Origin of the sequence: Donghicola tyrosinivorans (assembly GCF_003003355.1) — a bacterium.
In the GTDB taxonomy this organism is placed as follows: Bacteria; Pseudomonadota; Alphaproteobacteria; order Rhodobacterales; family Rhodobacteraceae; genus Donghicola; species Donghicola tyrosinivorans.
Map to the genome: position 1 here is coordinate 182,312 of NZ_PVTQ01000008.1, position 14,706 is coordinate 197,017.

Here is a 14,706-nt window from a genome sequence, read left to right on the forward strand (position 1 = left end):
AAAATTTCTAGGTGATTTCTGGTGCGGGTTTCGCGGGGCCTTTGGGCCTGTGGATAAGTCCGTATTTCCTAGTGCCGGTTCAACTGCAAATACAAGCCAAGAATATGCAGCTAATTTCAGTAGGCCGCTGATTAATTGACGGGTTCAGACGCGCAGACCAAAAGCCGCCTTGCAGCGGTTTGCAGGCGGGGCGGTGCGTTGGGGGATGGGAGAGGGGGCGTTAGCCTTCGAACCAGCGGATCAATTCGTCCAAGGTCATGCGTTCGGGGATCGGGCCAGAGACGCCTTCGACGAAATCGGCGTCTTGGGGCAGACAGCCAAGGCCGCAGACTTGCCGGATGACGCCCGCTTGCCCGTCAAGGAACCACAGCCGCCCGCCGGGGGTGGCGACCCAGCCGTCAACGCCCTCGTCCATGTCTGATTGCAGATCGTCGACGCTTGGCATCTCGGCGTCGGCGTCATAGTCGAAGCCGCCGTGGGTGTGATAGCTGGCGATGATCTCGACCGCGTTTTCCGGATCGCGGGGCAGGCAGCTGTCTGTATCGCCACGTCGTGCCTTGCCGATGACCATGCGGTCATTCTCATCCAAACCGATCATGCCGCAGTATTCGCGATGCGCCTGATAGGACTGGACCAGCAGGGGGGCGAACATCTGTTTGACCGCTGCGATCTCATCCGCTGATTGGGCGGGCGCTGTCATCGGTAGAATGGTCAGAGCGATGGCGGCGAAAGGGATGCGGGTCATGGGTCAGGTCCGGTATTGTGGTGCGGCTAGGGTGACGGGTGCGAAGCCCTGTGGCAAGCGCCTGCCCTGAAATTCTAAGGCCGATTGGGTGACTGCATATAGGGCGCAAAAAAGTGCACTCAGGCAGATCGGGGTTTGCTATACCGATCCCATGCAGCAAATCACCTCATCCGATCTGATCGCCCTTGAAGCCACCGCTGGCCGGATCGAAGGCATTTTCAGCGCCCGTCCCGATCTGGCCCGTTTGTGGCGGGGGCAGGCGGCGCTGCTAGAGGCGGCGCGGACTGTCGCCATGGAAGACATCCATATCCACGAAGGCGATCTGATCCTGCGCCTTGTCGAGAATGAGGCGACCAGCGCCGAGAATGCCCGTGGGGTCTCGGCCGCCCGCGATGCGCTGCGGGTGCTGCGCGCGCCGGGGGATCTGGTCAGTGATCCAGCGCGGGTGATCCGCCGCGTGATCCGTGCCTCGGTCCAGATGCATGAGGGCGGTGGTGCACCCGAAATGACCGATGAGGATTGCGCCAGCATTGCCCGCGCCATGCAGGCAGGGGCCGCGCCGTTTCTGTCGGCCCTGCGGGCGGCGGTCAGGTTCCGGCAGCTTACCGAAGGGTGGAGCCCCTCTGTTGACCGGCTGGTGTTCCTTGCCGCCGAGCATTCCCTGCGCGGGATGGAGGCCCGCCCGTGGGGGCCGCGTGTGCCTGATGATCCCTTCGGGCTTGGGATGCTGTCGGGGATGACCGCGCGCTGGACCTACCTGCCCGCGACGGCGCTGACGCAGGGGGGCTTTCGCAGTTGGTCGCCCATGCAGGCCAGCGGAGTGCATAGCCTGATCGACGGGCTGCGGGCCGAACAATCACGCACCCTTGGCGCGATCCCCATTCTGGAGCGCTGGGTGAATGAGGCCACCGCCTATGCGGCCGCGAAACACGGCAAGTCCCGTCTGCGGGATTTGGTGACGCTGGCCACCTATTGTCCGGTGCTGACGGTGGCGATGATCCGTGACGGTTTGGGTCTGAAACAGCGGGCGGCCTTCAATCTGGTGGATGAGGCCGAGGCGGCAGGCATCCTGCGCCGGATCACTGCGCGTAAGACCTATCGCGTGTGGGCGGTGCCATCCTTGGCGGATCGGGTGCGCACGCGGCCCTTGCGGCCTTCAACTCCGGCGCGGGTGCGCGAGGTGGCGCAGGAAGAGGCAAGCGTTGATCATCTGGCCGCGTTACATGACCCAGATGCCACCGCCGCGCGGGAAGAGGCGCTGCTGTCCGATCTGGATGCGGCGCTGGCGCGGATGGATGATGTGTTGAAAACTCACGATCTCTGATCGCGGGGTTTTCCCTTAGCTGCCTTCGGGGGCGATATCGCCGATGGCGGTGGCAAGGGCGGAAAGGCCACGGTGCAGTGCCTCAAGATCGCCCTCGGGCATGGCCGAGAGGATATCCTGCGTCCGTGCCTGAACCTGCGGCAGGATCGTGTTGAACAGGGCCTTGCCCGCGTCGGTGCTGGTATAGAGCCGCAAGCGGCGGTCATTGGGGGCGATCTGGCGGGTGATCAGGCCCTTATCCTCAAGCCGCTGCGAGGCGCGGCTGACCTGCACCTTATCCAGCGTGGTCCGGCGGCTGAGATCCAGCGAGGTCACGCTATCCCCAGCCGACAGCAGAAACAGCAGCCGCCATTCTTCGCGGCTTAGCCCGTACTGGCGGCCATAGACATCCACCAGATTGCGCGAGAACGCTTCGGCAGTTGCGGCCAGACGGTAGGGGAAGAAGGTATCAAGATCGGTCATCGCTGCTTTCTTACTGCCGCTGGATCGTCATATCAATTGCAACCGGAAGGCCCCTTTACAAGACCTTCCGGTAAGGGCGGGCTACATCAGGCCCACCAGCCACAGGCTAAGGCCCGGTATCGCGATCAGCAGACCCAGCCGCAGGATGTCCACAATCCAGAACGGAAAGACCCCGCGGAACACCGTGGACAGGGACACATCCTGAAGCACCGCCTTGAGGATAAAGACGTTCATGCCCACGGGCGGAGTGATCAGGCTGATCTCGGTCGCGACAACGACGATGATGGCGAACCAGATCAGCGCGTTTTCGGGGTCCAGCAGCAGGCTGCTTTCGAAGGGCAGCTGGTACATCAGCGGATAGAACACCGGCACGGTCAGTAGCACCATCGAGAGGCTCTCCAGAACACACCCCAGCACCAGATAGACCAGCATGATAAAGGCCATGACCATCCAGACCGGCATTTCCCGATCCAGCACAAAGTCGGCCAGCGCGTCGGGCAGTCCGGCAAAGTTGATAAAGTTCGTGAACAGCTCGGCCCCGATGATGATGGCAAAGATCATCGCCGTTGCGCGGATGGAATCGAACAGGGCGGCGCGAAAGTCGGCCCATGTCATGGAGCGCAGACCGATGGCGATCAGAACGGCAGCGCCCGCGCCCATGCCTGCGGCCTCGGTCGGGGTGAAGAAATCCCCGTAGATGCCCGCCATGATAAAGACAAACAGACCCAGTACGCAAAAGACGCCGATGGTGTCGGTGCGGCTCATGGGTTCTTTGCCTTCGACCTCGGGCGCTAATGCGGGGTTGATCATGACCGCAACGCGCACGGCCACCAGATAAAGGACGATCCCCAAAGCGCCGGGCAGGACACCGGCCACGAAAAGCTTGGCGATGTCGGTCTCGGTGATCAGGCCGTAGATGATCAGGATGACGCTTGGCGGGATCAGAATTCCTAGTGTGCCGCCCGCCGCGATCGAGCCTGTGGCCAGTCGGTCATCATAGCCGAACTTGCGCATGGAGGGCATGGCGACCTTGGACATAGTGGCCGCCGTGGCCAGAGACGATCCGCACACAGCAGAGAACGCCCCGCAGGAAAACACCGAGGCCAGCGCCAGCCCGCCGCGAAAGCGTCCGAACAGGCGGTCGGCCCCTGCAAACAGCCCGTGCGCCACGCCCGATGCGGCCAGAACATTGCCCATAAAGATGAACAGCGGGATCACCGACAGGCTGTAGGAGAGGCCGGTGTCAAAGGCGACTTGTCCGGTCAGAACCCATGCGGGCTCCCACCCGCGCAGCAGGGCAAAGCCGATGCCGCCAACGGCGGCCATGGCAAAAGCAATCGGCACGCGGAACAGGATCAGAACCAGCAGAATGGCAAAGCCAAGAAGGGACTCGGTCACGGGCGGTCCTCCGGTTTCGGGTCGGTCGGGTCATCGGGCTGGATGCCGCGCAAAAAGGCCAGAAAGGCGCTGACCAGACAGGCAAAAGCGGCCAGAAAGCCGAACGGTGCCAGCGGGATGCCAAGGGCGTTGGTGGTGGCACCGTCACCCATCGTCTTGATCGCGTGGGTGGCCAGCCGCCACGCGAAGGTGGCCAGAAGCGCCGCCGAGAACAGCCCCGCGAAGGCACTGACATAACGGTTCAGGGCAGGGGGGAAGGCGGCGTTCAAAAGATCGACCTCGACGTGTTCGCGCCGTTCGGTGGTCAGGGGAAGGGCGGTAAAGACCAGCGCGGCCACCAGAACCTCGGTCAGTTCAAAGGCACCGGTCAGGGGGGCGTCAAAGAAATAGCGCCCCACCACATCGACACAGGTGATCAGGATCAGAGCCGCCAGAATGGCAGCGGCCCCCATCCCCAAGGTGTTTTCCAGCACAGGACGCAGCGCCAGCCCCCCGCGCGGGGGCTGGCCGGTTGTGCGGCGGCGATGTTGCTCCACGGATCAGTACTCGACACCGGTTTCTGCGCGCAGGGCGGTTAGCGCGGCGGCACCGTCAAACCCGTCTGCCGCGATGGCATCGGACCACGCCTTTTCATAGCCAGCAGCCAGTTCGGCGATGGTGGCAACCAGTGCCTCGGGGGCCTCGTCGATCTGGATGCCTGCTTCATTCGCAGCGGCCAGACCCTTTTCGTCGGCCCCGTTCCACGCAGTGCCCACCAGTTCGGCAAAGGCCTTGCCCGAGATGCTTTCGATCGCGGCCTGATCCTCAGCCGAGATTTCGTTCCACTTGCCCTCATTCATCACAAGGAACCAAGTGGTGTTATACAGACCACCCGGAACCTTGGTGGTGTTGGTCAGATCGCCGCCCAGATTAAAGGCCGCGATGGCGTCATAGGGGAAGGTCACCCCGTCGATCACGCCACGGCTCAGCTTTTCGTAGACCTCGCCCGAGGACATGAACAGGGTGCTGGCCCCCAACTCGCCCATCAGATCGGCGATGTAGCCGCCGGGGGTGCGGATTTTCAGGCCCGCGATATCCTCTTTGGTTTCGATCTTGCGGGTGTTGTTGTGCAGCATGCCCGGCCCGTGAACGAATAGGCCCAGAACCTTGGTGCCTTTGTGTTCGGCCTGCGCATCCAGCATCCCCGAATAGACGTTCCAGAACGCGACCGAGCCAGACACCGCGTCATCCCCGAGGAACGAGAACTGTCCGATCCGCGACCGCTGGAACCGTTCATCAGTTGTGAAGGAATGCAGGCCGTAGGTGATATCGGCCACGCCTTCGGCGGCCATGTCATAGTGGGCGGGCGGCGCGCCAAGGGGGCGGGCCAGAATGCGGACGGTGACGCGGCCTTCGGTGACCTCTTCGATCTGCTTGGCCCAAGGTTTCATTGCGCCGACCACAATGGGGTGGCGGGGCGGCAGCCAGCTGGACATGACCAGCTCGGTCTCGGCAAAGGCGGTGCCGGCGAAAAGACCGGTCAGGACGGCGGTGGTGGCCGCCAGTTTTTGAATACCTTGGAACATCTCTTTACTCCTCCACGAGATGGGTCCGGGCCGCCTCCTCGACGGCCTGAGAAATCACATCGGGATCGCCGATGTGGTTGGTCAAAAGCAGGATCAAACGGGCGCTAAAGCTGCTGGTGGCGTCTTCGTCCAGCGCCTCATAGGCCTTGATCAAATCAGCATAAAAACGGTCGGGGTCCGGCATGTTGGGACGGGTGATCAGGTCTGCCACGGGCTTACTCCTTCGCGCAGGCTTTGCGCAGGGCGGCACGGATTGCGCTTTCGTCATAGCGGTCCCAGCGGGCTGCGACGTGCTGGTCGGGACGGATCAGATAGACGGCGGATGTGGCCTGCCCCAGATAGCGCTCGGCCAGCACACCTGTTGCGTCGTCCGTGGCCGATAGCCCAAGACGGCGGGCGGTGATCCCGTCTTCGGTCAAGGTTTCGGGGGCGTCCGCGTCAAAGGTCAGCAGGATGAAATCCCCGCCAAGCTGCGACAGAAGATAGCCATCCGCCACCGGCGCATCGGGGCAGGGGCTGCCAGGCCGTGTGCGTGCGGGGCCGCCCGTCAGGGCATCTTCGCTGTTCAGGGACAGACCGTCATAGGTGCAAGGCACCGACAGCCGCCCCGAGTTCACCAGCGGTCGGGCAAAGGCGTGCCGTTCGGCCAGATCCAGCACCGCATTGCGGAAGACATGGCTGATCGCGGTCTTGGGCGTGATGAAATCCGTCGCGCGGGTCGAATTCAGGATATTCTCATCCGCGCCATAGGCCCGCTCTTCGTGGTAGGTGTCCAGCAGGCGGTCGGGGGCTTGGCCCTTGATCACCATGCCCAGTTTCCAGCCCAGATTGTCCACGTCTTGCAGACCCGAGTTCGCACCCCGCGCCCCGAAGGGACTGACCTGATGGGCGGCGTCGCCCGCAAAGATCACGCGGCCATGGCGGAACTGGTCCATCCGTTTGCACTGGAAGGTGTAGATCGAGGACCACACCATCTCATATTCCACATCCGGCCCCAGCATGGCGTCCAGACGGCGGCGGATGTTTTCCTCTTTCAGTTCTTCCTTGCGGTCTACGTCCCAGCCGATCTGGAAATCGATCCGCCACGTATCATCGGGCTGTTTGTGCAGCAGGGTCGAGGCACCGGATTTGAAGTGCGGTTCAAACCAGAACCAGCGCTCGGTCGGGAACTGGGTGTTCAGCATCCGGATATCAGCGATCAGGAAGCTGTCCTTGAAAACGCGCCCCTCAAAGTTCAGTCCCATCATGCCCCGCAGGGGGCTAGAGGCACCGTCGGCCCCGATCAGCCAGTCGGCCTCTAGGGTATAGGGGCCTTCGGGGGTGGTGATCTCTAGGGTGACGTGATCGTCATGGACCTGAACCGCATCCACGCGGTTTTTGCCGCGCAACTCAATCGGCGCTCCAGCGGCCTGCGCCTCGCGCACGCGATCCACGATGAACTTTTCAAAGTAGGGCTGCTGCAGGTTGATGAAGGCGGGATACTTGTGCCCCTCTTCCGGCAGCAGGTTGAATTCGAAAATCTTGCGATCATCGTGGAACACCTTGCCAAGGTTCCACACAACGCCCTTGTCCAGCATCGGCTGGCCGCAGCCGTAGCGGTCCGCGATTTCTAGCGTCCGCTTGGCAAAGCAGATGGCGCGGCTGCCCATGCCGATGCCTTCGTGGTCATCCAGCACAACAACCGGAATGCCCTGCAACCCCAGATCCAGCGCGGTGGCCACGCCGATGGGGCCACCGCCCATGATCACCACCGGATGGCGCACAGGTGAGGCGCTGTCCTGATCAGAGCTGCGTTCATAGGGATACAGCCGGAATGCCAGCGAGTATCTGTCCTGAAACATTGGTTTCCTCCTCCCTTAATGCGCCTTAGCCCTGAAGGGCGTTCCACATTTCTTTGTCCCGCGCGGCGGTCCAGACGCGGGGTGTGTCGATGCCGCGGGCCTCGTCAAAGGCGCGGGCCACGTTGAAGGGCAGGCAATGTTCGTAGATCGCGTAGTCTTTGAACTTGGGGTCGCATTCGGCGCGCACGGCGTCCCATGCCTCTTTCAGGCTGCCGCCACGGGCCACGACCCGCGCCACCGGCTTGTAGGTCGAGCGTACAAAGTCCGCCGTTGCTGCAATCGCCTTGGCGACCATCTCTTCGCCAACCAGCGCGTCGCCGCGACCGGGGGCGATGGCTTTGGGTTCAAACGCGGCGATGTTGGCCAGCGTGTCTTCCCAGTCATTGAAATGCCCGTCACCGCAGTAGCAGGCCGAGTGGTATTCCACGATGTCGCCGGTAAACATCACCTCTTGATCGGGCACCCAGATCACTGCGTCCCCTGCGGTATGGGCGCGGCCAAGGGTCATGATGTCCACGCGGCGCTTGCCCAGATAGACGGTCATCCGGTCGCTAAAGGTGGTGGTGGGACGGGTCAGGCCGGGGATTTCCTCATGACCTTGGAAAAGACGCGGAAAACGGTCGAATTCGCTGTCCCAGTCTTCCTGTCCGCGCTCTTCGACCATGGCAGCGGCCACGTCGGACATGATGATTTCCCGTGCGCCATAGGCGCTGGCCCCCAGCACGCGCACGGCGTGATAGTGGGTTAGAACCACATGGCTGATCGGCTTGTCGGTGACGCTGCGCACGCATTCGATCACCTTGCGGGCAAGACGCGGAGTGGCCTGTGCCTCGACGATCATGACGCTGTCATCGCCGATGATCACGCCGGTGTTGGGGTCGCCCTCGGCTGTGAAGGCGTAAAGCCCCTCGCCCACTTGGGTAAAGCTGATCTTCTTGTCGGCCATATCGCCTGCGGATGCGAAAGCTTTGGTCATTTGCGTCTCTCCTCTTATTCCGTGGCCCATGCAGGGCGGGGCGCTGCGGGCACGATGGTGCCGGTGCACTCGCCAAATCCGATGGTGTATCCGTCCCCTTGCGCCCGTCCGCGCAGGGTCAGCCTGTCGCCATCCTGAAGGAAACTGCGCTGCTCGCCGGTGGGCAGGGTCAGGGGCTCTTTCCCGCCCCAGCTAAGTTCCAGCAGTGATCCGCGGCTGTCTGCCGAAGGGCCAGAGATCGTGCCCGACCCCAGCAGATCGCCCACCCGCATCGGGCAGCCCGACAAGGTGTGATGGCACAGTTGCTGCGCGGCGGAATAATACATGCGGGCATAGTTGGTGCGGGCGATGATGGTCTCATCCTTGCCCGCGGGGGCCAGTCCGATCTCAAGGTCGATGTCATACAGCATCGGGCCGGGTTCGGTCAGATAGGGCAGCAGGGGGCGGTCCCGCTCGGGGGTGCTGGTGCGGAAGGGCTGCAGCGCGGCGCGGGTCACGATCCATGGGCTGATGGTGGTGGCGGTCGCCTTTGATTGGAACGGGCCAAGGGGCTGGTATTCCCACGCCTGAATATCCCGTGCCGACCAGTCGTTCAGCAGCACATAGCCAAAGATCATCTCGTCGGCCTCAGCGACCGAGACCATGCCGTCCGAGGGCTGGCCCACAATCGCGCCGAACTCCAGCTCCAGATCAAAGCGGGCCGAGATGCCAAAGCGCGGCAGTGCCTCATCGGGGGCTTTCAGCTGACCCCAAGGGCGGCACACATCCGTGCCACTGACCACGACCGAGGATGCCCGTCCGTTATAGCCGATCGGGATCGACAGCCAGTTCGGCGGCAAGGCGTTTTCAGGATCGCGGAACATGCTGCCCACGTTGAAGGCGTGATCACGGCTGGCGTAGAAATCGGTGTATTCGCTGACGCGGAAGGGCATCCGCATCTGCACATCTGCCATAGGCACCAGATGGGGCGCGACCGCCGTGCGGTAGGCGTCTTCGGACAGCAGTTCGGTCAGACGGGCGCGCAATGCGTCCCACACCTGCGGGCCAGCGGCCATCACCCCGTTCCATTCGGGCGCAGTGAACAGGGCGGCGTCCTGCCCGTGATCCACTTGGGCCACGTCCAGCACCTGATCGCCAATCGCCACCCCCATGCGGGCGCCTTTGCCATCGTCAAAGACCCCGTAGGGCAGGTTGTTCAGGGGAAATTCACAGTCGGGCGCATTCGCGCTCTCGACCCAGCTTTTCAATAAAGGCATCGCGTTTCCTTCTGCGCGCCCTAGGCCCATCGGGCTGGCGCGGCTTGGTCCATGTCTGTCAGAGCTGCCGCGCCGCCCGATCAGGGCGGCGCCACCGGATCACTTCACGCCCGGCGTGCCGTCGAACTTTTTCTCAAGGCTTTCCCAGCAGTCGATGTAATCGTCCTGAAGGGGTGCCTCTTTGCCGGCAAAGTCCGTCAGATGCTGGGGGAAGCGGGTCTCGAACATGAAGGACATGGTGTTATCCAGCTTCTCGGCCTTCAGTTCCGCGTTCGAGGCCCCCTCAAACGCGTTTCGGTCCGGCCCGTGGGGCAGCATCATGTTGTGCAGGCTGACCCCGCCGGGGATAAAGCCCTGCGGTTTGGCGTCATACTGGCCGTAGATGTTGCCCATCAGCTCGGACATGATGTTCTTGTGGTACCACGGCGGGCGGAAGGTGTTCTCGGCCACCATCCAGCGTTCGCGGAACAGCACGAAATCAATGTTCGCGGTGCCCGGCACGCCCGAAGGCGCGGTCAGCACGGTAAAGATCGACGGATCGGGGTGGTCGAACAGGATCGCGCCCACGGGGCAATAGGTGCGCAGATCGTATTTATAGGGCGCATAGTTGCCGTGCCATGCCACCACGTCCAGCGGGCTTTGCCCGATCTTGGTCTCATGGAACTGGCCGCACCATTTGACCGTCACGGTCGAGGGAACCTCGCGGTCCTCAAAGGCGGCGACGGGGGCTTTGAAATCGCGGGGGTTCGCCATGCAGTTCGCGCCAATCGGGCCTCGGCCCGGCAGTTCGAACTTTTGCCCGTAGTTTTCGCAGACAAAGCCGCGGCATGGGCCTTCTAGCACCTCAACGCGGTACACCAGACCACGGGGGATGATGGCGATCTCTTTGGGTTCCAGATCAATGATGCCCAGTTCGGTGCAAAAGCGCAGACGGCCTTCTTGCGGGACCACCAGCAATTCACTGTCGGCGCTGAAGAAATACGCGTCCTGCATCGAGGTGTTCACCAGATACACATGGGACGCCATCCCGACCTGAGTGTTCACATCCCCCGCCGTGGTCATGGTGCGCATACCGGTCAGCCACGTCAGCGGCGTGTCGGTGTGAGGCAGCGGGTCCCAGCGGTATTGGCCAAGGCTGGTGGCATCGGGGACCACATTGGGGGCCGATTTCCAGTAGGGCAGATCGATGCGGGTATAACGGGCCGAGTGTTTGACGCTGGGGCGGATGCGGTAGGTCCATGTGCGCTCGGGTGGGTTGGCGGTGAAGGCGGTGCCGGACAGCTGTTCGCCATAAAGGCCATATTCGCACCGCTGGGGCGAGTTCATGCCCTGCGGCAAGGCACCGGGCAGGGCTTCGGTTTCAAAATCATTGGCCCAACCGGGCATATAACCTTCGTGCAGACCGGTCGCGCTGGCCGCGCGGATCATGCCTGCGGGCAAATCATGACGTGTCATAAAATCCTCCTCCTCGAACCGTCCGAATACATCGGATTCGCTGGGGCCAGTATTCGTTGCACTTGCAACGGTGTCAATCTATTCGTTGCAATCGAAACCATTTTGCGGAACATTGCAAATGCAACGTATTAGAACAGGCGGCCCAATAGTCATGCCCCAGACGCCCGAACCCTTTGATCTGTCGTCCTATATTCCTTACCGATTGGCGGTCGCCGCTGAACGGACCAGTGCCGCGCTGGCGCGGCGCTATCGGGAGGAATTCGGCATCTCGGTCGCGGAATGGCGGGTTTTGGTCCATGTGTCGGACGCGGGCGCGGTGTCGATCCGCGACATCCACCAGCGGGTGCATCTTGAGAAATCCAAGGTCAGCCGCGCCGCCAGCCGTCTGGAAGAGGCGGGCTATCTGATCAAAGAGGTGAACGGTCAGGACCGCCGCCTGTTGGCCTTGCGCCTGACCGACAAGGGACAAGACCTGATGGCGCAGCTATTGCCCATCGCGCAGGCGTTCCAGACCCAGTTGAAGCAGTTGCTGGATAGCCAGTTAGAGGCCTTCGACAGCGCCCTTCAGGTCTTGATGGAGGACGATCTGTGATCCGGCTTTATGACTACTGGCGCTCGTCCGCCAGCTATCGCGTGCGCATCGCTTTGGGGTTGGCGGGGCTGTCATGGGACACGGTGCCGATTGATCTGGTCGCGGGGGCGCAGCGCAGTGCGGATCATCTGGAGCGCAACCCCCAAGGGCTTGTGCCGGTGCTAGAGATTGACGGCCTGCGCCTGACCCAATCGGTGGCGATTGTCGAATATCTGGATGAAACGCGGGGCTTGGGGCTGCTGCCCGCTGATCCCGTGGGCCGCGCCCGTGTGCGCGCCCTAAGCCATGCCATTGCCATGGACCTGCACCCCGTCTGCAATCTGCGCGTGGCCCGTCATGCGGTGGACCAATCGGGCGGCGCGGTGACGATGGAGGGGTGGATGCAGCACTTTATCACCCCTGCTCTGCAAGCGTTTGAGGCGGAACTTGAGGGCGGTGATTATTGCTACGACGCGGCAGTCAGTCTGGCCGATATCTGCCTGATGCCCCAGCTATATAACGCGCGCCGGTGGGGCGTGGACCTGTCACCGCTGTCAAAACTCCGCCGGATCGAGGGCGCTTTGGCCGACCATCCCGCCTTCGCCGCTGCCCATCCTGACCGAACGCCCCATTAGCGGCCTTTGGAAAGGGTCTCGATCAGGGCCTCAAGTTCATCCAGCAGGGTTTCGATACGGTCTTGTCCCAGCAGTTCTTCAATCTCGGCGTAGATGGCGGCGCTTTTGGGGGCGACGCTTTTGATGAAACCAGTGCCGGCGGGCGTCAGGGCGACCAACGTGCGCCGGCCGTCCTTTTCGTCCTTGCGGGTGGTGATCAGCCCGCGTTGGTCCAGCGTTTTCAGGATGCGCGACAAAGACGGCGCCAGAACCGAGGCCCGTGCCGCCAGTTCGCTGGCATCCATCGCCTCGGTCTCCATCAGCACGCGCATCACGCGCCATTGCTGTTCGGTCACGTCATGGGCGGCCAGCATTGGGCGGAATCGCTCCATCACCTGTTCGCGGGCCCGCAGCAGCAGGATCGGCAGGGTGCGTCCCGTGCGGGACAGATGAAACCCGTCTTTTTCCAGTTTTTCAGCCATTTGGCCCCCAAATCATCGCAGCCTACATTTTGTTTCACAAGTTAAGTATTGACAAGGCCCGATTCAGTTAACATGTTAATCAACGGGAGGACGAGCCATGCCACATCTTTCAATCGAGTATTCTGCCGGTTTGGAAAGCCGTGCCGATCTGCCTGCCGTGCTGCGCCAGTTGCACGTAGCGATGGTGGAGACCGGCATCTTTCCCTTGGCCGGTATCCGCGTTCGCGCCTTTCGCGCCGATCATGTGATTGTGGCCGATGGCCTGCCCGAGAACGACTTTTGCGCCATGACGCTTAGCGTTGGTGCAGGGCGCAGCACGGCGCAGTTGCAGGACGCAGGGCAGATCGTTTTTGACGCCGCCCGCGCGGCTTTTGCCGATCTGCTGGCCAGCCCCCATTTCGCTCTTTCGCTGGAGATACGGGAAATCGAGCCCGAGCTTAGCTGGAAAGAGACCCCCATTCACGCCCGCCTCAAGGCCCAGAAATAGGAACACCACATGACGGTTCTGACTGATAATATCGCCAAAGCCCAAGGCTACATGGCCCGTTTTCGCCAGCATGGGGTGATGCACCATATCGGAGGCGCCTCGGTGCCCGCCATCAGTGGCCGGACGTTTGACACCGTCTCGCCGGTGGATCTGTCGGTGCTGGCCCCGGTCGCGCGGGGGAGTGAGCAGGACATTGATGCTGCGGTCGCCGCCGCCAAGGCCGCCTTTGCCGGTTGGTCGCGGACACCTGGCGCAGAACGTCGCCGCATCCTGATCAAGGTCGCCGAAGCGATCGAGGCCCGCGCCGAGGAGATTGCCTTCACCGAATGTATGGATACCGGCCAGGCCCTGCGCTTCATGTCCAAGGCGGCGATCCGCGGGGCGGCGAATTTCCGGTTCTTTGCCGATCAGGCACCCACCGCCGAAGATGGTGCGGTGACCCGCACACCCACGCAGATGAACACCACATCGCGCCGCCCCATCGGGCCGGTGGGGGTGATCACCCCGTGGAACACGCCTTTCATGCTGTCCACTTGGAAAATCGCGCCTGCGCTGGCTGCTGGCTGTACCGTGGTTCACAAACCCGCCGAGTTCAGCCCCATGACCGCCAAGCTGCTGGTCGAGATCGCCGAAGAGGCCGGTCTGCCCAAAGGCGTGCTGAACGTGGTCAACGGCTTTGGCGAGGATGCGGGCAAGCGCCTGACCGAACATCCCGACATCAAGGCCATCGCCTTTGTGGGTGAAAGCCGTACCGGATCGATGATCATGGCCCAAGGGGCCAAGACGCTGAAGCGCGTCCATTTCGAACTGGGCGGCAAGAACCCCGTGATCGTTTTTGATGATGCGGATCTGGATCGCGCCGTCGATGCAGCGACCTTCATGATCTATTCGCTGAATGGCGAACGTTGCACGTCCTCGTCCCGTTTGTTGGTGCAGTCCAGCGTCTATGATCAGGTCTGCGCCCGCGTGGCCGAGGTGGCCCGCAACATTAAGGTCGGACACCCGCTGGACCCCGAAACCGTGGTCGGCCCGCTGATCCACCCCGAACACGAAGCCAAGGTGCTGTCCTATTTCGAAAAGGCCCGCAATGAGGGCGCAACCATCGCCGCTGGCGGTGAAAAGCGCGGCGAGAGCGGCTGCTACGTGGCGCCGACCCTTTTCACCGGTGCCACCAATGACATGGCCATCGCACAGGAAGAAATCTTTGGCCCCGTCCTAACTGCGATCCCCTTTGACGATGAAGAGGACGCCCTGCGCATCGCCAATGACGTGGAATACGGTCTGGCCGCCTATCTGTGGACCAACGATCTGAACCGCGCCATGCGGATGACCGACCAGTTGGAGGCAGGGATGATGTGGGTCAACTCGGAAAACATCCGGCACCTGCCCACGCCCTTTGGCGGGGTCAAGGCCAGTGGGATCGGCCGTGATGGCGGGGACTGGTCCTTTGATTTCTATATGGAAACTGTGAACGTTTGCTTTCCCCGCGCGTTGCACAGCATTCCGAAACTTGGCGGCTGACGCCATTCA

At 62.4% G+C, this 14,706-nt stretch carries 16 protein-coding genes; 5 read left to right on the top strand and 11 right to left on the bottom strand.

All coding sequences use genetic code 11. From position 1 onward, the window contains the following. Window positions 1-220 precede the first annotated feature (220 nt). Window positions 221-745, bottom strand: a complete 525-nt coding sequence (locus tag CLV74_RS12805) for a DUF4329 domain-containing protein (protein WP_106265368.1) — start codon at window positions 743-745, stop codon at window positions 221-223. Between the two features lie 151 nt (window positions 746-896). On the opposite strand from CLV74_RS12805, the gene CLV74_RS12810 reads away from it, so the two are divergent. Continuing rightward, window positions 897-2,069: a helix-turn-helix domain-containing protein gene (locus CLV74_RS12810; protein WP_106265371.1), complete on the top strand. Its 1,173-nt coding sequence runs from the start codon at window positions 897-899 to the stop codon at window positions 2,067-2,069. 15 nt (window positions 2,070-2,084) lie between these two features. On the opposite strand, the gene CLV74_RS12815 is transcribed toward CLV74_RS12810, so the two are convergent. The 9 genes from CLV74_RS12815 to hmgA all read right to left on the bottom strand — a co-directional run bounded on the left by CLV74_RS12815 (window position 2,085) and on the right by hmgA (window position 11,022). After that, on the bottom strand, window positions 2,085-2,531 hold the full coding sequence (locus CLV74_RS12815) for a MarR family winged helix-turn-helix transcriptional regulator (protein WP_106265373.1): 447 nt from the start codon (window positions 2,529-2,531) through the stop codon (window positions 2,085-2,087). 81 nt (window positions 2,532-2,612) lie between these two features. Further along, window positions 2,613-3,929: a TRAP transporter large permease gene (locus CLV74_RS12820; protein ID WP_106265376.1), complete on the bottom strand. Its 1,317-nt coding sequence runs from the start codon at window positions 3,927-3,929 to the stop codon at window positions 2,613-2,615. Further along, complete coding sequence (locus CLV74_RS12825; protein WP_245888541.1) at window positions 3,926-4,465, bottom strand: TRAP transporter small permease; 540 nt, start codon at window positions 4,463-4,465, stop codon at window positions 3,926-3,928. Before CLV74_RS12825 ends, CLV74_RS12820 begins: the two co-directional genes overlap by 4 nt. 3 nt (window positions 4,466-4,468) lie before the next feature. After that, window positions 4,469-5,494: a TRAP transporter substrate-binding protein gene (locus CLV74_RS12830; RefSeq protein WP_106265378.1), complete on the bottom strand. Its 1,026-nt coding sequence runs from the start codon at window positions 5,492-5,494 to the stop codon at window positions 4,469-4,471. 4 nt (window positions 5,495-5,498) lie between these two features. Further along, a complete protein-coding gene (locus CLV74_RS12835; protein WP_106265381.1) occupies window positions 5,499-5,705 on the bottom strand; it encodes a DUF2783 domain-containing protein in 207 nt (68 codons plus the stop codon). 4 nt (window positions 5,706-5,709) lie between these two features. Continuing rightward, window positions 5,710-7,335: an FAD-dependent oxidoreductase gene (locus CLV74_RS12840; RefSeq protein WP_106265383.1), complete on the bottom strand. Its 1,626-nt coding sequence runs from the start codon at window positions 7,333-7,335 to the stop codon at window positions 5,710-5,712. A 25-nt stretch (window positions 7,336-7,360) separates the two neighbouring features. Beyond that, window positions 7,361-8,311, bottom strand: a complete 951-nt coding sequence (locus CLV74_RS12845; protein ID WP_106265385.1) for an MBL fold metallo-hydrolase — start codon at window positions 8,309-8,311, stop codon at window positions 7,361-7,363. Between the two features lie 14 nt (window positions 8,312-8,325). Continuing rightward, on the bottom strand, window positions 8,326-9,567 hold the full coding sequence (fahA, locus tag CLV74_RS12850; RefSeq protein WP_106265388.1) for a fumarylacetoacetase: 1,242 nt from the start codon (window positions 9,565-9,567) through the stop codon (window positions 8,326-8,328). Between the two features lie 99 nt (window positions 9,568-9,666). Continuing rightward, a complete protein-coding gene (gene hmgA, locus CLV74_RS12855) occupies window positions 9,667-11,022 on the bottom strand; it encodes a homogentisate 1,2-dioxygenase (RefSeq protein ID WP_106265390.1) in 1,356 nt (451 codons plus the stop codon). 151 nt (window positions 11,023-11,173) lie between these two features. On the opposite strand from hmgA, the gene CLV74_RS12860 reads away from it, so the two are divergent. Further along, entirely contained in the window at window positions 11,174-11,614 is a 441-nt protein-coding gene (locus CLV74_RS12860; protein ID WP_106265392.1) for a MarR family winged helix-turn-helix transcriptional regulator, read from the top strand. Next, window positions 11,611-12,228, top strand: coding sequence for a maleylacetoacetate isomerase (gene maiA / locus CLV74_RS12865; protein WP_106265394.1), 618 nt, complete (start codon window positions 11,611-11,613; stop codon window positions 12,226-12,228). Before CLV74_RS12860 ends, maiA begins: the two co-directional genes overlap by 4 nt. Here maiA and hpaR read toward each other — a convergent pair. Further along, window positions 12,225-12,689 (bottom strand): homoprotocatechuate degradation operon regulator HpaR, encoded by a 465-nt coding sequence (hpaR, locus tag CLV74_RS12870; protein ID WP_106265396.1) that lies wholly within the window; start codon window positions 12,687-12,689, stop codon window positions 12,225-12,227. The two genes, maiA and hpaR, sit on opposite strands and share 4 nt — an antisense overlap. Before the next feature lie 97 nt (window positions 12,690-12,786). Here hpaR and CLV74_RS12875 point away from each other — a divergent pair, with 97 nt between their 5' ends. Then, window positions 12,787-13,176, top strand: a complete 390-nt coding sequence (locus CLV74_RS12875) for a 5-carboxymethyl-2-hydroxymuconate Delta-isomerase (RefSeq protein ID WP_106265398.1) — start codon at window positions 12,787-12,789, stop codon at window positions 13,174-13,176. 9 nt (window positions 13,177-13,185) lie between these two features. Then, window positions 13,186-14,697 (top strand): 5-carboxymethyl-2-hydroxymuconate semialdehyde dehydrogenase, encoded by a 1,512-nt coding sequence (gene hpaE, locus CLV74_RS12880; protein WP_106265400.1) that lies wholly within the window; start codon window positions 13,186-13,188, stop codon window positions 14,695-14,697. The last annotated feature ends 9 nt before the right edge of the window (window positions 14,698-14,706 follow it).